General features: G+C 63.1%; 12 protein-coding genes and 2 tRNA genes. 7 read left to right on the top strand and 7 right to left on the bottom strand.

All coding sequences use genetic code 11. From position 1 onward, the window contains the following. The first annotated feature begins 268 nt into the window (after positions 1 to 268). The 3 genes from FAZ21_RS09630 to FAZ21_RS09620 all read left to right on the top strand — a co-directional run bounded on the left by FAZ21_RS09630 (position 269) and on the right by FAZ21_RS09620 (position 4,192). The gene (locus tag FAZ21_RS09630) at positions 269 to 1,993 is read left to right on the top strand and encodes a PHA/PHB synthase family protein (RefSeq protein ID WP_246038574.1); all 1,725 of its coding nucleotides are present in this window, start codon (positions 269 to 271) and stop codon (positions 1,991 to 1,993) included. Between the two features lie 52 nt (positions 1,994 to 2,045). Beyond that, positions 2,046 to 3,224 (top strand): acetyl-CoA C-acetyltransferase, encoded by a 1,179-nt coding sequence (locus FAZ21_RS09625; protein WP_136773229.1) that lies wholly within the window; start codon positions 2,046 to 2,048, stop codon positions 3,222 to 3,224. A 131-nt stretch (positions 3,225 to 3,355) separates the two neighbouring features. Then, positions 3,356 to 4,192: a sulfurtransferase gene (locus FAZ21_RS09620; RefSeq protein WP_136773228.1), complete on the top strand. Its 837-nt coding sequence runs from the start codon at positions 3,356 to 3,358 to the stop codon at positions 4,190 to 4,192. 69 nt (positions 4,193 to 4,261) lie between these two features. Here FAZ21_RS09620 and FAZ21_RS09615 read toward each other — a convergent pair whose 3' ends face one another. From FAZ21_RS09615 to FAZ21_RS09595, 5 genes are all read right to left on the bottom strand, one after another. Beyond that, entirely contained in the window at positions 4,262 to 4,762 is a 501-nt protein-coding gene (locus FAZ21_RS09615; protein WP_136773227.1) for a PEP-CTERM sorting domain-containing protein, read from the bottom strand. Positions 4,763 to 5,012: 250 nt separating this feature from the next. Then, positions 5,013 to 8,942 (bottom strand): ATP-dependent RNA helicase HrpA, encoded by a 3,930-nt coding sequence (gene hrpA, locus FAZ21_RS09610; protein WP_136773226.1) that lies wholly within the window; start codon positions 8,940 to 8,942, stop codon positions 5,013 to 5,015. 102 nt (positions 8,943 to 9,044) lie between these two features. Next, positions 9,045 to 10,307: a PAS domain-containing protein gene (locus tag FAZ21_RS09605; RefSeq protein ID WP_136773225.1), complete on the bottom strand. Its 1,263-nt coding sequence runs from the start codon at positions 10,305 to 10,307 to the stop codon at positions 9,045 to 9,047. 223 nt (positions 10,308 to 10,530) lie between these two features. Continuing rightward, positions 10,531 to 10,607, bottom strand: a tRNA-Asp gene (locus FAZ21_RS09600). 37 nt (positions 10,608 to 10,644) lie between these two features. Beyond that, positions 10,645 to 10,720, bottom strand: a tRNA-Val gene (locus tag FAZ21_RS09595). A 205-nt stretch (positions 10,721 to 10,925) separates the two neighbouring features. On the opposite strand from FAZ21_RS09595, the gene FAZ21_RS09590 reads away from it, so the two are divergent. The 4 genes from FAZ21_RS09590 to FAZ21_RS09575 all read left to right on the top strand — a co-directional run bounded on the left by FAZ21_RS09590 (position 10,926) and on the right by FAZ21_RS09575 (position 15,813). Continuing rightward, entirely contained in the window at positions 10,926 to 11,699 is a 774-nt protein-coding gene (locus FAZ21_RS09590) for a type II secretion system protein N (RefSeq protein ID WP_169307328.1), read from the top strand. Positions 11,700 to 11,709: 10 nt separating this feature from the next. Further along, on the top strand, positions 11,710 to 13,863 hold the full coding sequence (gene gspD / locus FAZ21_RS09585) for a type II secretion system secretin GspD (protein ID WP_136773223.1): 2,154 nt from the start codon (positions 11,710 to 11,712) through the stop codon (positions 13,861 to 13,863). After that, on the top strand, positions 13,860 to 15,326 hold the full coding sequence (gspE, locus tag FAZ21_RS09580) for a type II secretion system ATPase GspE (protein ID WP_136773222.1): 1,467 nt from the start codon (positions 13,860 to 13,862) through the stop codon (positions 15,324 to 15,326). The genes gspD and gspE overlap by 4 nt, the downstream gene beginning before the upstream one ends. 115 nt (positions 15,327 to 15,441) lie before the next feature. After that, on the top strand, positions 15,442 to 15,813 hold the full coding sequence (locus tag FAZ21_RS09575; protein ID WP_136773221.1) for a PilZ domain-containing protein: 372 nt from the start codon (positions 15,442 to 15,444) through the stop codon (positions 15,811 to 15,813). Positions 15,814 to 15,863: 50 nt separating this feature from the next. Here the strand turns inward: FAZ21_RS09575 and FAZ21_RS09570 are convergent, their stop codons facing one another. After that, the gene (locus tag FAZ21_RS09570; RefSeq protein WP_136773220.1) at positions 15,864 to 16,811 is read right to left on the bottom strand and encodes an SPFH domain-containing protein; all 948 of its coding nucleotides are present in this window, start codon (positions 16,809 to 16,811) and stop codon (positions 15,864 to 15,866) included. Continuing rightward, a complete protein-coding gene (locus tag FAZ21_RS09565) occupies positions 16,808 to 17,266 on the bottom strand; it encodes an NfeD family protein (protein WP_136773219.1) in 459 nt (152 codons plus the stop codon). The genes FAZ21_RS09570 and FAZ21_RS09565 overlap by 4 nt, the downstream gene beginning before the upstream one ends. Positions 17,267 to 17,346: the final 80 nt, after the last annotated feature.

Genomic DNA, 17,346 nt, shown 5'->3' with positions numbered 1-17,346 from the left:
CCCCGCAACAATGTCGGGCGAATGTGTCCATCAGTTGCTGCTGATTTTAAGCAACCATTCCAAAAATGTCATGCTTAATCAATGGGAACCGTCCGAAATTGCATGCAGTTTCGAGTGTTATTTCTCGTGGCTTGCGCCAAAACGGGGAGTTTTGTATGCTGCTTTGCACAATATAGGTGCTATCCCCCATTGCTTATGCCAATGGCTGGATCGGTCCAGATCCCATGCACGTCCTGTTGCCGTCCCCCCAATCGCGGAGTGAACAGTGTTGAATCCACCGAATTTTGAATCGTTGTTACAGCAACTGAATGATGCCAATCGCCAATGGTGGTTGCACTGGGAAAACACTGCCAATTCATCCGGCGGTACGCCAGCACCGGCAGGCGGCGTGCCCCCCACCTGGGCGGCCTGGTTGAATCCCCGGCCCGAATGGATCGAAAAGCAAACCGAATATTATCGCGCTCAACTGGATCTCTGGCTGGGATTGGTAGGCGCCAAGCCGGCTCAGAAGCTGATTGAACCGGAACGGGGTGATCGCCGATTTAATGCACCGGAATGGGAAGACCCGCTGTTTTCCTTTATCAAGCAGAACTATCTGCTCACCTCCAAATGGCTGATGGAATCGGTTTCGGCGGCGGCCACCGATGAGGAAATGCGCGAAAAGATCGCGTTTTTCACTCGCCAATACGTCGATGCGATCAGCCCGGCCAATTTCGCATTGACCAATCCTGAAGTGCTCAAGCTGGCCAAGGAAACTCAGGGCGAGAGCCTGAGCGCCGGCATGCAGAAAATGCTGGCGGACGTGCAGAAGGGCCTGATCACCACCACCGACGAAAGCGTATTCGAGGTGGGCCGCAATCTGGCGGTGACCCCGGGCGCCGTGGTGTACGAAAACGATCTGTTCCAGCTACTGCAATACACCCCAAGCACCGACAAGGTGTACGAAGTACCGCTGCTGATCGTGCCGCCGTGCGTGAACAAGTACTACATCATGGATCTTCAGCCGGAGAACTCGATGGTCCGCTGGGTGGTGGAGCAGGGCTACACCACCTTCCTGGTGTCCTGGAAATCGGTGCAGCCGGAGCAGGGCAAGCTCACCTGGGACGATTACATCGAACAGGGCGTGATCCGTGCCGCCGAGGTGGTGCGTGAAATCACGCGCCGCGAAAAGATGAACGTACTGTCGTTCTGCATCGGCGGCGAACTGGTCTCCACTGCCATGCCGATCATGCAGTCGCGCGGGCTGGACTGGTTCGAATCGCTCACCTTGATGACCGTGATCCTCGATCACTCCGAGCCAGGCGACATCAAGCATTTCATCGACTGGAAACTGATCCGCTCCCGCGAACCGATGCTGGAGCAGGGCGGCGTGGTATCCGGCAAGGAACTGGCGCGCACGTTCGCTTCGTTGCGCGCCAACGACCTGATCTGGAACTACGTGGTCAACAACTACCTCAAGGGCAAAACGCCCCCGCCCTTCGATCTGCTGTACTGGAACAACGATTCGGCCAACCTGGCGCTGCCGATGCATACGTTCTTCCTGGAAAACATGTATCTGAAGAACAACCTGACGAAGCCCAATTCGTTCAGCCTGTGCGGCGTCCCGATCGACCTGACCCAGATCACCTTGCCCACCTACGTGTTTGCGGCGCGCGAGGACCATATCGTGTTGTGGCGCTCCGCCTATGGCACCACTCGTCTGTTCAAGGGGCCGCTGCGCTTCGTGCTCGGTGCCTCGGGGCATATCGCCGGCACCATCAATCCGGTCACCGCCAACAAGCGTAATTACTGGGTCAACGAGGAATTGCCGGCCGATCCGGAGCAGTGGTTCGAGAAGGCGGAATCGCGTCCGGGCAGTTGGTGGCAGGATTGGGCGGTCTGGCTGGCGCCGCGCGCCGGCAAGCAGGTTGCGGCGCCCAAGAAGTTGGGCAATACCAAATACAAGGAAATCGAACCAGCACCTGGTCGATATGTAAAAGAGCGCGTCGAGTAAGACGATCGCCAATTTCAGGGAAGTTGGGACTATCCACCTCATGGAGAAAGCAATGACTAACGTAGTAATCGTGGCCGCGCAACGTACCGCCCTCGGCAATTTCGGTGGCGGCCTGGCCAAGGTGTCCGCCCCGGAACTGGGCGCGGTGATCATCAAGTCCCTCCTCGAAAAGACCGGCCTGGCCGGCGACACGGTAAGCGAAGTCATCCTCGGCAACGTGCTGACCGCTGGCCTGGGTCAGAACCCCGCGCGGCAGGCATTGCGCCGCGCCGGCCTGCCGGATTCGATCCCCGGCCTGACGATCAATCAGGTCTGCGGCTCGGGCCTGAAGGCCGTGGCGCTGGGCGTGCAATCGATCCTGAGCGGCGATAACGAAATCGTCATCGCCGGGGGGCAGGAAAACATGAGTGCCACGCCGCATTTGCTGAACGGCAGCCGTGACGGCTTCCGCATGGGCAACGCGCAACTGGTCGACAGCATGGTCTACGACGGCCTGACCGATGTGTACAACCAGTACCACATGGGGGTTACCGCCGAGAACATCGCCAAGAAGTACGGCATCAGCCGCACCGAACAGGACGAGCTGTCGCTGGCGTCGCAGCAGAAAGCCGCAGCCGCGCAGGCCGCGGGCCGCTTCAAGGACGAGATCGTCCCGGTGAGCATTCCGCAGCGCAAGGGTGATCCGGTGATATTCGATTCGGACGAGTTCATCAAGACCAATGCCACCATGGAAGGCCTGTCCAAACTGCGCCCGGCCTTCGACAAGGAAGGCACGGTGACAGCGGGCAATGCCTCCGGTATCAACGATGGTGCTGCCGCGGTCTTGCTGATGAGCGAAGCCAAGGCGCGCGAGCTGGGCCTGACCCCGCTGGCGACGATCCGGGCCAGCGCATCCGCTGGCGTCGATCCGACCATCATGGGCATGGGCCCGGTCCCCGCCACCCAGCGTGCGCTGGCGCGTGCCGGCTGGTCGCTGGCCGACCTGGACCTGATCGAAGCCAACGAAGCTTTCGCCGCCCAGGCACTGGGCGTGGCGCGCGAACTGAAATGGGACTGGAACCGCGTGAACGTCAATGGCGGCGCCATTGCGCTGGGTCACCCGATCGGTGCTTCGGGCGCGCGCGTGCTGGTGACGTTGCTGCATGAAATGCAGCGCCGCGATGCCAAGCGTGGCCTGGCCACCTTGTGCATCGGTGGCGGCATGGGGGTTGCGCTGGCGGTCGAACGCTAGACCGACCCATCCGTCCTGATGTGAGCTAGTATCCAGAGCGCCCTCCCCGGAGGGCGTTCTGGCGTTTTCGAAGCGTAGTCTATATCCCTCGCCGCATCCACAGGGATGTGGCAGCAGCCTGGAGTGTCCCGATGTCGCCGTTGATCAGCGTCGAGCAACTGAAATCCCAACTGAACAACGCCAACGTGGTGGTGGTCGATTGCCGCCATGACCTGGCGCAGCCGCAGGCCGGCGCGGTTGCCTACGCGGCCGGGCATATTCCGGGTGCGATATTCGCCCATCTGGATACGGTCCTGTCGGGAGCGAAGACGGGGACCAACGGACGTCACCCATTGCCCGAGGCAACGGCGCTGGTGGCGTGGCTGGGGGCGAATGGCATTGGCAATGACACGCATGTCGTGGCCTACGACGCGTCGGGCGGCATGTTCGCCGCGCGGTTGTGGTGGCTGCTGCGCTGGCTGGGGCACGATGCGGTCCAGGTGCTCGATGGTGGATTACCTGCCTGGGTGGCGGCGGGGCAATCGTTGAGCGAGACTGAGGCCAGTGTGCCGCAGCAGCGTTTCGTGCCGGATACCCGTCCGGCAATGCGGGTGAACAGCGCCGACGTGCTGGCCAACCTCGATACGGCCGCGTTCCAGGTGGTCGATGCGCGTAGCGCGGAGCGTTACGCCGGTATCGGCGAAACGCTCGATCCGGTGGGCGGGCATATCCCCGGCGCGTTGAATCGCTTTTTCCAGAACAACCTGGATGGCGCGGGCCGGTTCAAGTCACCCGATGTGCTGCGAGCCGAATGGCAGGCGCTACTGGCTGGTCGGCCTGTCGAAGAAACCGTGCATCAATGCGGTTCCGGCGTGACCGCCTGCCATAACCTGCTGGCGCTGGAAGTGGCGGGGCTGCCCGGGGCGCGGCTGTATCCCGGTTCGTGGAGCGAATGGTGTGCCGACCCGGCCCGGCCCGTGGCGCGCTGAGCGGTCATCCGACAAAAAGCCCCGTTCCGAGGAACGGGGCTTTCGTTTGCCGCGAAGAACGAGCGGGTATTACTTGCTTGCCTTGCGACGACGCGCGATCAGAGCGGCGAGGCCCAGGCCCATCAGGGCATAGGTTTCGGGCTCCGGAACCGGGCTGGTCAGGGTGTACGAGAACGTACCGCTGTAGTCGTTGCCCAGCGCCAGGACGCCGAACAGGTAGTTGTGACCATTGACCAGCGACAGATCGTCGAAGGTGTAGTCGAAACCGACCTTGCGCGGACCATCGTGCAGGAAGCCGGTGCTGCTGAAGGTGTTGAAGGCGAGGAAGCTGTTGCCCGTTACGTCGTACAGACCGAGCAGGACATTGGACAGCGAGCCGCTGATCGTGGGCGAGAAGTCCACGTCCAGCACGGCGTTGCTGGTGGTGAAGTTGGAAGTGAAGGAATCGCCGAACAGCAGGAAGCTGTCGTGGCTGAAGGACTGGCTGCCCGAGGACACGACGGCGGCATTTGCCGAAGCGGCGAACACGGCACCCATGGCCAGGGCGATCAAGGTTTGGGTCAGACGCATATGTACACTCCTTTATCAGTAAAGCCTAATTCATTATGTTTTAAAGCGGACGAAAGCTTTTCCGCCACAGGATCGTATCCGTGTGCCCGAGGGATAATCAATTTCAGTCGGGTGAAAACCGATGGTAGGCTTTGATTTCCTGATATAAACGCTTGTCTGACCGACAAATGGTGGGATGCTTACGGCATAGTGAAAGCTGACAATGCTGCGTTGCGTCGTTTCATGCATTTGGCCTAAACCGACGTCATGTTCAGCGTTTTGTCAGGTCGTCGAATTGCTTGTTGAGCCGCTTGAGCGAAACGGGGTAGGGGGTACGCAGTTCCTGGGCGAACAGGCTGACCCGCAACTCCTCCAGCATCCAGCGGAAAGGTGCCAGCGGGGCGGTATCCCGGCCCTCGCGCTGCCATTTTTCCAGCTCGCCTTCCCAGCGCGCCCACAGCGTGGCGATTTCTGCGCCGCGCTGACCGTCACGCGAGGGGTTCTGTACCCGTTTTTCCAGACGCACCCGCATTGCCTTCAGATAAACCGGCAAACGCGGCAGTTGCTCCCATGGCGTGGCGCTGAGGAAGCCGTCGTAGACCAATTGCCCGAGCTGCTCCTTCAAGGGCTGGCTCAGCGGGCCCGGTTTGGCGATGACGGCGCTGAGTGCCGTGTATTCGGCCACCACATCGTTCAGCGAGCGGATCACCGCGTCGCGCACGCTGGGTAGCCGCACCTTGGCGCGGGCCTTTTGCTCGTCGAATTCCTTCTTCTTGCGTGGCGCCTCGTCTTCACCGAGAAACGCGCGATTGCAGATGGCATCGACGATGTCCGCCATCAGGCGGTCGGCATTGCCCAGGCCGCGAAGCTGGATAGCCAGTTGCTGGAAGTTGGGAATCGACTTTTCCAGTTGCTTCACATGCTGGGCCAGTTCGAGACGCAGGAGGTGCACCACGCCCTGGCGGTGGGCGCTGTCCGCCGCGTGGCTGGTATCGAACAACTGGATGGCGCAGGCCTCGCCGTCGGGTACCAGCGCGGGGTAGCCGGTGAGCTTGCGCCCCTGGCGCTTGATCGTCAGTTGGGCCGGCAGGTCACCGAAGTCCCACTTGGTCAGCCCGGTTTGCTCGATGCCCGCATCGTCGGCTTCGTCGCGGAAGGTCAGTTGCGCCGCTTCGCCCAATTGCGCGCGGATGGCGATCAGATCGCGGCCGCTGGCCAGCTCCTGCCCCCCGTCGTCCACCACGCGGAAGTTCATCCGCAGATGGGTGGGGATGGCGGTATCGTCGAAATCATCCGCGCTGACCGGCGTGCCGATGCCACGTGTGGCGGCTTGCGCCAGTTGCGGCAGCAGCGCCGCTTCGCGGTCGGCGCGTTCCATTTCGGTGAGCATGCGGGTGGCGAAATCCGGCACCGGCACGCACATGCGGCGCAGATTCTTGGGCAGCGACTTGATCAGGAACGTGATCTTGTCGCGCAACATGCCGGGCACCAGCCAGTCGAACACGGCCTGGTTGACGCGGTTGAGCTGATGCAGTGGCAGCGTGATTGTCACCCCGTCCAGCGGGTGACCCGGCTCGAAGCGATAGGCCAGCGGCAGCTTGGATTCCGCCAAGCGGAAATGCGTCGGAAACTGCTCTTCGGTAACACCGCTGGCCGAGTGGCTCATCACGAATTCGCGCGTCAGCCAGAGCAGCTTGGGGGTCTGCGCTTCGGTCTTCTTGCGCCAGGATTCGAAGCTGGCGCCATTGTGGACGTCCGCCGGAATCAGTGCGTCGAAGAAGCCGAACAACGCTTCCTCGTCTACCAGCACATCCTGGCGGCGGGCCTTGTGTTCCAGTTCCTCGATATCCAGCAACAGGCCCAGATTGTGATCGAAGAAGGGGGCGTTGGTCTTGTAGTTGAAGCGCACCAGTGCTTCACGGATGAAGATCTCGCGCGCTTCGACTGGGTTGATCCGACCGTAATGCACGCGGCGACGGTTGACGATGGGCAGGCCATACAGCGTGACACGCTCGCTCGCCACGACCTGGGCCGAATCCTTCTCCCAGTGCGGGTCGAAATACTGTTTCTTCACCAGGTGCTGCGCCAACCGCTCCACCCATTCCGGTTCGACCGCCGCCACGGCGCGGCCGTAGAGCTTGGTGGTTTCCACCAGTTCGCCGGCGATCACCCACTTGGGACGGCTTTTCTTCAGGCAGGAGCCGGGGAAGATGTTGAACTTGATCCCGCGCGCGCCCAGGTACTCGTCGTTTTCCGGCTGCTTCATTCCCAGGTTGCCGAGCAGGCCGGTCATCAATGCCTTGTGTACCTGCTCATAGGTGCCGGGCGCGTCGTTCAGCCGCCAGCCCAGGTCCTCGACGATGTCGGTGAGCTGTCGATGCAGGTCGCGCCACTCGCGCAGCCGCAGGTAGGACAGAAAATGGGTATGGCACTGGTTGACCAGTTGCTTGTTGGAGGTTTTTTCCTCCAGCGCCTTTTCGAAGAAGGCCCACAGGTGCAGGTAGGACAGAAAGTCGGATTTGTCGTCGGTAAAGCGCGCGTGTGCACGATCCGCCGCCTCGCGTGCTTCGAACGGCCGCTCGCGCGGGTCCTGCACCGATAGCCCGGCGGCGATCACCAGGATGTCGCGCAGGCAGGCATTCTCGTGCCCGGCCAGCAGCATGCGCGCCAGGCGTGGATCGACCGGCAGCCGCGCCAGTTGCTGGCCAATGGCGGTAAGCTGGTCATCGTCATCCACCGCGCCGAGTTCGCGCAGTTGCTGGTAGCCATCGGCGATCAGCTTGCCGGATGGTGCCTCCAGGAAGGGGAAGGCATCGACGCGCCCCAGCTTGAGCGCGGCCATGCGCAGGATGACTGCGGCCAGGCTGGAACGGATGATTTCGGGGTCGGTGAACGCGGGACGGCCGAGAAAATCCTGCTCGGAATACAGCCGCACGCAGACGCCCGCGGCCACCCGGCCGCAGCGGCCGGCGCGCTGGCGGGCGCTGGCCTGGCTGATTTTCTCCACCAGCAGTTGTTCCACCTTGGCGCGCGGGCTGTAGCGGTTGATCCGCGCCTGGCCGGAATCGACCACGTAACGGATGCCTGGCACGGTGAGCGAGGTTTCGGCCACGTTGGTGGCCAGCACCACGCGGCGCCCATTGGATGCCCGGAAGATGCGCTGCTGGTCCTCGTTCGACAGCCGCGCGAACAGGGGAATCACCTCGGCATCGCGCAATTTGGCACGGCGGAATTCCTCGGCGGTTTCGCGAATCTCGCGCTCGCCGGGCAGGAAAACCAGCACGTCGCCTGGGCCATCGTGGCGCCACAGGTGTTCCACCTCGCGCACGATGGCCTCTTCCATTTCGATCTCGGCATCGTCGTCGTCCAGCGCCGACCCGCCTTGCTGGTTCGCGCCGCGACGGCGGTCGGCCTCCAGCGTGGCGTAACGAACCTCCACCGGAAAGGTGCGGCCGGAGACCTCCAGCACGGGGGCGCCGTCGAAATGCTGGCTGAAGCGATCGGCATCGATGGTGGCCGAGGTGACGATCACCTTCAGATCGGGGCGGCGCGGCAGCAGTTGCTTGAGATAGCCCAGCAGGAAGTCGATGTTCAGACTGCGCTCGTGCGCTTCGTCGACGATCAGGGTGTCGTAGTTCGCGAGATAGCGGTCCGACAGTGTTTCCGCCAGCAGGATGCCATCGGTCATCAGCTTGATGTAGCTGTCGCCGGATGATTTGTCCGTGAAGCGCACCTTGTAGCCGACCACGCTGCCGAGCTCGGTATTCAGTTCCTGCGCAATGCGCGACGCCACGGAGCGCGCGGCCAGTCGCCGGGGCTGTGTGTGGCCGATCAGCCCGGTCACGCCCCGGCCCAGTTCCAGGCAGATTTTCGGCAGTTGCGTGGTCTTGCCCGAGCCGGTTTCACCACAGACGATCACCACCTGATGCTTGAGGATCGCGGCCGCGATGTCGTCGCGCCGTTGATTGACCGGCAGGTTGTCGTCGAATTGCGGACGCGGCAGGCGTTCGCGGCGGCGCGCGGTCTGGGCGGCAGCGGCTTCCAGTTCACGGTTCAGTTCCGCCAGGCCACGATCTGCCGGCTTGCCGGCGGCAAGCCGTTGTTCCAGTTGACGGAGTTTCTTTTCCAGCGGCCAGCGCAGGCGCGCGGAAACCTGGTCGAGGAGGGCGAAGAGGGGGGCAAGGGCAGGGGAGGCGGACATGCGGCGGGCAGTATAAAGATCGAGGTCGAAAGACGGCGGATTCTAGCACGCGCCATCGAACGCCCGCGCCGAGGGGCGCGGTGCGGCAATCAGGGGGAACGATTACGCGGGCTGTGTTTCGCGTACGGTATCGAACACGATCAGGTGCGCGTCGCCGGCATTTTGCCGGATGCGGCGCGCCCAGCAGGGGAAGCCTTCGCCGTGGGGAACTTCGAAGCGGCTGGCCTGGAAGTCGGCGGCGGCGAGCAGGCTGTCCGCATTGCCGGCGAACGCCGACAGGGGGCGGCCCAGCACGGCTGACGGCGGGGCGTTCAGCAGCAGGCAGGTGGCGAGGTTGGCGAACTCGATATTGCCGTCGCGGACCAGCATGAACGGTTGCGGCAACGCGTCGGCCACTTCGCCCGACAACGGTTCGTTGTTGGCCAGCGCGGCTTCGGCGGCCTTGACGTGCGAGATATCCATCGCGATCGACAGGATATAGACCTCGCCGTCGCGGATCAGCGGCTGCTTGATGATGTCGAACCAGTGCGTGCGGCCATTGGCGAGCGTGTAGTGATCGACGATACGCACTGTCTCGCCCTTCTCCAGCACGTCATGGTCGCCATTGGTGAACGGCAGTTGCTGTTCGGACAGGCCCATGTGTGATTGCACCAGCAGATCGTGGCCCAGCGCGCTTTGCGTCGCGCGGTTGACCAGCAGGAAGCGCCCGTGCTTGTCGCGCACGAAGATCAGGCTGGGGCTGGAATCGATGATCTGGTGCACGAACAACTGCTGGTTGAACAGCGCTTCCTCGGTGGCCTTCATGTCGGTGATGTCGCGGATCACCGCCAGGCACTCCTTGCCCGACAGCGGCAGCAACCGGGCTTCGAACACGTGCTGTTCCTTGCCCTCGGCGGGCGCAAGCCGGTATTCGAATTGCTGCGGCGTCTGTGTGCTCTGGACGTTGATCAGCGCTTCCAGATACTGCCGCGACACCCGCGCCGGGAACAGCATCGACAACCGCGCGCTGTCTTCGTCGGCGCGCGGGTGCTCGGCGGCGCCCGCGGCATTGAGCGGCATCACCGCGCGCGTTGCGTAATCGATGCGCCAGACGATATCGGGCAGGCAATGCGCAATGGGTTGCGATTCGGTGGTCACCGCCAGTGCGGTTGTCTCACCGCTCCCGATGACGGGAGCCGGCCGGCGAAGGATCAGATAGATCAAACCGACCACGGCCAGCACCAGGATGCCCTGGATCAACCAGATGCGATCCCCCAGACGGTCGGCGGCCCACCAGTGCAAAGTGCCCGCGGCCAGCAGGCAGGCGGCGAGGGCAAGGCCGAGGGAGGCGGTTTCGATTTGATTGTGTATGGAGCGTGCGGTCATGCCGATAGGGAACGTTGCACCACGGGTAATGCATGACAGTGTAGTCGGTGCTCACGCCCTTGGCGACGCGGAGCGCGGAAATGATCCGTATTCGATCCCCGACGAACGAACACAGGCACGTATCGCTGCCTTTTCGAGCGGGCGCGGCGTCGGGCAACAAATACTTTGTGGGGATAGTGCTTGGATGCTGCTTGCTGCGACATCGGGCGAACCCGATGGAAGATGGCGGAGCGGACGGGACTCGAACCCGCGACCCCCGGCGTGACAGGCCGGTATTCTAACCAACTGAACTACCGCTCCGCAGCGGCTTTTCGACATCCCAGACAACTGGCGTTGCTGGTGGGTGGTGACGGGATCGAACCGCCGACATTCTGCGTGTAAAGCAGACGCTCTACCAACTGAGCTAACCACCCGCCGTCGAAAGAGGGCGCATTTAATCACGGTGTTTTGAGGGTGTCAACGCCTTGTTTGAAAGATTTGTCCTACAGCCGGGTGAGTGGGGAAGCGGTGGTCAAGCTTTCCGGGCTTGAGGTATAAATACCGCTTTTGCCGACAGCGCCGCCTCAAGTGAGAATTCAGAAATTGCCGCGTATCCCCTCCGCTCGCGCAGCGAGATGGGTGGAAATCGCGCTGGTGGCTGCGCTGGCATGGGTCGGTGCCGGCCTGCTATGGCGCATCGCCGCGCCGCCTTCACCCGATCTGCGGCTGACGCAACCGCCGGCCCCGCCCGCGCAGCAGGCGTTTGCCTGGGTGAATGCGCCCAATTGGTTCGGCAATGCCGCCACCAGTGCCACGGCATCCACGTTGTCCGTCAAGTTGCTGGCGGTGATTGCCGGAGGCGAGGGGTTCAGCGCCGCCATCTTCACCGGCTTCGGGACCGGCGCACTGGCAGCGAAGCCCGGCGATACCTTGCAGGAGGGCGTCAAGCTGCTCGCGGTCGAGCGGGATCGCGCCCGAATTGATAACCATGGCCGGATCGAGGAAATCCCCCTGGAAGGCGTGGACAAGGCGATGCCGGGGATCGGTGCGCCACAACCGCCTGATGTCGTGGCCGTTGCGCCGCGAGCTGCCGATGGTCCGGCCCAGCAGATGAAGGTGACGCGCGGCGTGATGGCCGAGGCGATGCAGAACATGAATATCGCCGACTGGTCGAAGGGCCTGGCCAATGCGCCCGATGGCGGTATCTATATTTCCAACGCGCGGCAGCAGCCGTTTGCCGAGGTGCTGCAATTGCAGGACGGCGACGTCCTGAAGCGCGCCAATGGCCGACCACTCGGTGATACGGCCGACATGTCGCTCGTGTACAGTCAGTTCAGTCAAACCAGCCAGGTCACGCTCGAAGTCATGCGCAACGGTGGCCTGGTCGTCCTGCAATATCAAATCCAACCATGAACGGTACGCCATGATCCGCCTGCGCCCGCTCGTGCTCGCCCTAGCTTTGTTCGCCGCTGGCCCCGTGCTGGCTGCGGATGACGAGGTGACGCTCAATTTCGTCAACGCCGATCTCGAATCGACCATCAAGGCCGTCGGGATGATCACCGGCCGCAATTTCGTGCTGGACCCGCGCGTGAAAGGAACGGTGAACATCGTTTCCACGCTGCCGGTAAAGAAAAGCCAGGTCTATCCCATCCTGCTCTCGGCGTTGCGCCAGCAGGGCTTCGCCACGGTGGAGGCCGGCGGCGTGGTGAAGGTGGTGCCCGAGGCCGACGCCAAGCAGAACTACAGCGTCACCACCAAACCGGGGTCCAAGGTGGCGGGCGACCGCATCGTGACGCAGGTCTATCCACTGAAGTACGAGTCGGCCAGCCAACTGGTGCCGATCCTGCGTCCGTTGATCACACCGAATAACGCGATTGCGGCATATCCGGCCGGCAATACGCTGGTGATCACCGACTATGCCGACAATATCCAGCGCCTGAACCGGGTGATCGAAAGCATCGACCAAGCCCCCAGCCTGGATGTGTTCCCGGTGACGCTGAAGTATGCGTCCGCCGTGGATGTGGCGCAGACGCTGGCGCGATTGCTGCCGGAGGTCAACGTACAGGGCGTCACCCCGCCGGTGGCCGTGCCCGAAGGGGTACGGCGTAGCGCGGTGGTGCCGGACGTGCGCAGCAATGCCTTGCTGATCCGAGCCGAAACAGCCGTGCACGCGCAGCAGATCCGCCGCCTGGTGGAAACGCTGGATCAGCCGGGCGCGGCGGGCGGCAATATCCACGTGATCTACCTGCGCAATGCCGAGGCGGTGAAGCTGGCCGGTACGCTCAAGGGCATTCTCACCGGCCAGGACAGCGGTAACAACGCATCGAGCGGCGGTTTGTCGGCGAACACTTCTTCTTCGATGAGTTCGTCGCTCAGCGGCACCACCACCGGCAGTACCGGCAGCGCCTCGATGAACACCGGCGGTGGCGGTACCAGCGGCGGCACGCCGCAGGCGGCAGCCACCAGCGTGCAGATGGGTGGCACCACGGTGATGATCCAGGCCGACCCGATGACCAACTCGCTGATCATCACCGCGCCGGACAATATCTATAACAATCTGCGGTCGGTGGTGGACAAGCTCGACGTACGCCGCGCGCAGGTCTACATCGAGGCGATGATCGCCGAGGTGAATGTATCGAAGACCGGCGATTTCGGTATCCAGTGGGTACTGGGCGCCGGGGGCAATATCGTCGGGGTCGGCATGTCGGCGCTGGCGCCGGCCTCCGCGGCCAACAACCTGGCCAACATCGCCAACAGCATCATTGCCGGAACGCCCAGTGTTCCGTCCGGCTTCAACATCGGCGTGCTGAACGCCAACCCGCTGAAGGGCGAAACGCCCAGCCTGGGCGTACTGGCCACCGCGTTGCAGCGCAGCGGCAACGCCAACATCCTGTCCACGCCCAACCTGATCACGCTGGACAACGAAGAAGCCAGAATCATGGTGGGGCAGAACATCCCCATCATCACCGGCACGCAGTCCTCGACCGGCAGCAACCCCAACCCCTTCACCACGGTGGAGCGGGAGGACATCGGCATCACGCTGAAGGTGAAACCGCAGGTGTCCGAGGGCGGCAGCATTACGTTGAGCGTTTATCAGGAAGTCTCGAATATCGACAACGACATACAGACCGACGGCGCCGGTATCGCCACCAGCAAGCGTTCCATCGAATCGCGCGTGCTGGTCGATGACGGGCAGGTCCTGGTACTGGGCGGGCTGATCGAGGATCGCCTTTCCAACGGGCAATCCCGCGTGCCGGGCCTGGGCGATATTCCCGGCTTCGGACAACTGTTCCGCTATGAATCCCGCGAGTGGCGCAAGACCAACCTGATGATTTTCCTGCGCCCCTATATCCTGCGCGATGGCAAGGCCAGCGAGGCGTTGTCCAATTCGCGCTACCAGTACCTGAAGAGCCAGCAGGAAAGCTTCGATATCCCGAATCACCTGTTGCTGCCTGATCTGCCCAAGGTGCGTCTGCCCGATACACTGCCGTCACCGGCGCCGTTCCCGGTCGATCCGGACGCGCCCAAGCCTCATGTGCCCGGTGAGAACGTCCCGGAGGGGGCGCCCGCGAAATGAGGCGCCTGGTTCCCTACCATTTCGCCCGCGACCGGGGCGTGGTGGACCTTGCGATCGGCGAGGGCGCGGTCGATGTGCTGATGAAGCGCGGCGGTGACCTAGCCGCGTTGTCGGAACTGCGCCGCGCGGCTGGCTTGCCACTGAATGTGGTCGTGCTGGAGCCGGCCGAGTACGACGCGCGGGTCATGTCGCTGTTCAGCGATGGCGAGCGTGGTAGCGCCACCGTGGTGGATGACCTCGAAGGCGATCTCGATCTTTCGCGGCTGGCGCAGGATATTCCGGAGGTGGAAGACCTGATGGAGGCGGCCGACGACGCCCCCATCATCCGCCTGATCAACGCGCTGTTGACCGAGGCATTGCGCGAAAACGCGTCGGACTTGCATATCGAGCCGTTCGAAACGCGCTCGGTGGTGCGTTTTCGGGTGGATGGGCAACTGCGCGACGTGATCGAGCCCAAGCGCGCGCTGCACGCGGCGCTGGTGTCGCGGATCAAGGTCATGGCCGGCCTGGACATCGCCGAAAAGCGCTTGCCGCAGGATGGCCGCATCACCTTGCGCGTTGCCGGCCGCCCGGTGGACGTGCGGGTCTCCACCTTGCCCACCGGGCACGGCGAACGGGCGGTGCTACGCCTGCTCGACAAATCGGCAGGTCGGTTGAATCTGGAAAAGCTGGGGATGCCGGCTGACACGCTGGTCCGGCTGGAGGAACTGCTGGCTCAGCCACACGGCATCATCCTCGTCACCGGCCCGACCGGCTCGGGCAAGACCACCACGCTCTACGCGGCCCTGTCGCGGATGGATGCCACCACCAGCAACATCATGACGGTGGAAGACCCGATCGAGTACGACCTCGACGGCGTCGGGCAGACCCAGGTCAATCCGCGGATCGACATGAGCTTTTCCCGTGCGCTGCGGGCCATTTTGCGGCAGGACCCGGACATCATCATGATCGGTGAAATCCGCGACCTGGAAACCGCGCAGATCGCGGTGCAGGCATCGTTGACCGGCCACCTGGTGCTGGCCACGCTGCACACCAACGACGCGGCCAGCGCGGTAACGCGCCTGACCGACATGGGCATCGAGCCGTTCTTGCTGGCATCGTCGCTGCTGGGCGTGCTGGCGCAGCGCCTTGGGCGGCAACTGTGCTTCGATTGTCGCGCGCCGTACCCGGCCGATGCCTCGGAGCGCGAGGCCATGGGGGTTGCGCAACCGGCCACCCTTTATCGTGCGGTGGGGTGCCCCGTCTGTCATGGCAACGGCTATCGCGGCAGAACCGGCGTTTACGAGTTGTTGATGGTCGACGAAACGCTGCGCGGCATGATCCATAATCAGGCGGCGGAGCAGGATATCAAGCGCTACGCCCTGGCGCACGGCATGCTCAGCCTGCGGCAGGATGGCGTACGCCGGGTACTGGCCGGCGATACCACGCTCGAGGAAATCTGGCGCGTAACGCGCGATGCGTAGCCGTCATCGGCTGGTGTAGGGGTTGGTCCCCACGTGCATCCCGTGTCGATCGGTGCGATGATCGACGCAGTCGTGCGTTGTGCCCGCGCGTCCAGGCCGACTTGATCCAGTCGCAATGGCGTGGCAGCGGCCAGCGCTAGACTATGTCCCTTTCACTTGGTCGGTTGGCTCCATGGCCCTTCCTTCTTCACGCGAACAACGCAGCGCGCATCGTGTACCGATGAATTGCAAGGTCAAGATCCGCACGCTCGATTTCAGCCCGCCCTATTACGGCGAATGTACTGATCTGAGCGTGACCGGCATGACGATACGCACGTCCTTCGTGCCGCGTCCCGACGAGGAATTCGAAGTATTCGTGATGCCGCCGGTAAGCGGAATCGGGCCGCGCGATCCGCTTTCCGCCCGGGTGCGCGTGGTGCGTTGCCACGAAGTGGAGCGCGGCAAGCTCTATGAGCTGGGTCTGGCCATCGTGCAGATCCTCGCCTGAAAACGAAAAAGGCCGTCCTCTGGACGGCCTTTTGTCGCGGTACGAACCGGTTACTTGGGTTGCTGCCGGATCACGGATGTCGCGGTGGCGACCAGCGTCGCGATATCGGCGGCATTGGTCGGCAGCAACATCGTATTGCCTTCCTTGGCCAGATTGCTGAAAGCCGCGACGTATTGCTCGGCGATCTTCAGGTTCACCGCCTCGATCCCCCCGTCGTGCTCGATGGCCTGGCCGACCGCGGCAATCGCCTCGGCGTTGGCGCGCGCGACGAGCCGCAGCGCTTCGGCCTCGCCGGTGGCGCGGTTGATGGCGGCCTGCTTCTGGCCTTCCGATTCGTTGATGGCGGCCTGCATCTCGCCTTGCGAGCGCTGGATGGAGGCTTCGCGATCGCCGCTGGCGATGTTGATCTGTTCCTGGCGCAGGCCTTCGGATTGGGCAATCCGGGCACGCTTTTCCCGTTCGGCGGTGATCTGGGCCTGCATTGCACGCAGGATTTCCGCCGGCGGCGTCAGATCCTTGATTTCGTAGCGCAGCACCTTCACGCCCCAGCTTGCCGCGGCGTCATCCAGTGCGGAAACCACCGCACGGTTGATTTCCTCCCGTTCCTCGAAGGTCTTGTCCAGCTCCAGCTTGCCGACGACCGAGCGCAGCGTGGTCTGGGCCAGTTGGGTGATGGCGAGCACGTAGTCGCTGGAACCGTACGATGCCAGCTTCGGATCGACGACCTGGAAGTAAAGGATGCCGTCCACCTGCAATTGCGTGTTGTCGCGCGTGATGCAGACCTGGCTCGGGACGTCGAGCGGGATTTCCTTCAGGTTGTGCCGGTAGGCCACGCGGTCGACGAAGGGCACCACCACGCGCAGGCCGGGCTCCAGTACGTCGTGGAAGCGGCCGAGGCGTTCGCGAACCCAGGCATTCTGCTGCGGAACGATCTTCAAGGTCTTGGCGATGAAGATCACGACGATGATGAAGAGAACGATGGGGAAACCGAGGCTCATGGTGCGGGCGACTCCTGTTGTTGGGATTCGGAACGGGGGTAGGCAAGATCCAGGATCAGAGTGGCGCCGCGTTGCGCCACGATGCGCAGCTCGGCATCGACGGGGCCGGTCAGCGGCGGGCGCAGTTCGGCATCCCACTGCGTGCCACGGTGCCGTACCCGCGCGCGCGTGGCATCGAGCCAGTTTTCCACGAGGACGATATGACCGATATCGAGCGACTGCTCCGGCGGTAGCGTGGCCGCGGTCTTGCGTTTCCAGTGCTTCAATCCCCCCAGCGCGATCAGGCTGAACAGGGCGGCGATGGCGATCTGGCCAGCGGGTGGAATACCGGTCAGCGCGGCCAGCGCGCCGAAGGCCGCACCCGCGGCAATGGCCAGCAGATAGAAGGTGCCGGTCAGCATTTCCATGCCGGCAAGAGCGAGAGCGGCGATCAGCCACCAGGTTACCGCGGACATACGGCGAGGACCTCACTGGATGGGAATGCTTTGATATACCTGATCGGGGATGACAAGCCAATAAAAAACGCGCCCGCTGA

The sequence above is a fragment of the Chitiniphilus eburneus genome, from assembly GCF_005048205.1.
Classification (GTDB): Bacteria; Pseudomonadota; Gammaproteobacteria; order Burkholderiales; family Chitinibacteraceae; genus Chitiniphilus; species Chitiniphilus eburneus.
The sequence above is the reverse complement of the archived record's forward strand: the minus strand, read 5'-3'. Positions and strand labels throughout refer to the sequence as shown.

Bases quoted from the DNA above. Each gene is read 5' to 3' on its own strand.
- FAZ21_RS09625 (WP_136773229.1), top strand. From the start codon at position 2,046: ATGACTAACGTAGTAATCGTGGCCGCGCAACGTACCGCCCTCGGCAAT.
- FAZ21_RS09620 (WP_136773228.1), top strand. From the start codon at position 3,356: ATGTCGCCGTTGATCAGCGTCGAGCAACTGAAATCCCAACTGAACAAC.
- FAZ21_RS09615 (WP_136773227.1), bottom strand. From the start codon at position 4,762: ATGCGTCTGACCCAAACCTTGATCGCCCTGGCCATGGGTGCCGTGTTC.
- hrpA (WP_136773226.1), bottom strand. From the start codon at position 8,942: ATGTCCGCCTCCCCTGCCCTTGCCCCCCTCTTCGCCCTCCTCGACCAG.
- FAZ21_RS09605 (WP_136773225.1), bottom strand. From the start codon at position 10,307: ATGACCGCACGCTCCATACACAATCAAATCGAAACCGCCTCCCTCGGC.
- gspD (WP_136773223.1), top strand. From the start codon at position 11,710: ATGATCCGCCTGCGCCCGCTCGTGCTCGCCCTAGCTTTGTTCGCCGCT.
- gspE (WP_136773222.1), top strand. From the start codon at position 13,860: ATGAGGCGCCTGGTTCCCTACCATTTCGCCCGCGACCGGGGCGTGGTG.
- FAZ21_RS09575 (WP_136773221.1), top strand. From the start codon at position 15,442: ATGGCGTGGCAGCGGCCAGCGCTAGACTATGTCCCTTTCACTTGGTCG.
- FAZ21_RS09570 (WP_136773220.1), bottom strand. From the start codon at position 16,811: ATGAGCCTCGGTTTCCCCATCGTTCTCTTCATCATCGTCGTGATCTTC.
- FAZ21_RS09565 (WP_136773219.1), bottom strand. From the start codon at position 17,266: ATGTCCGCGGTAACCTGGTGGCTGATCGCCGCTCTCGCTCTTGCCGGC.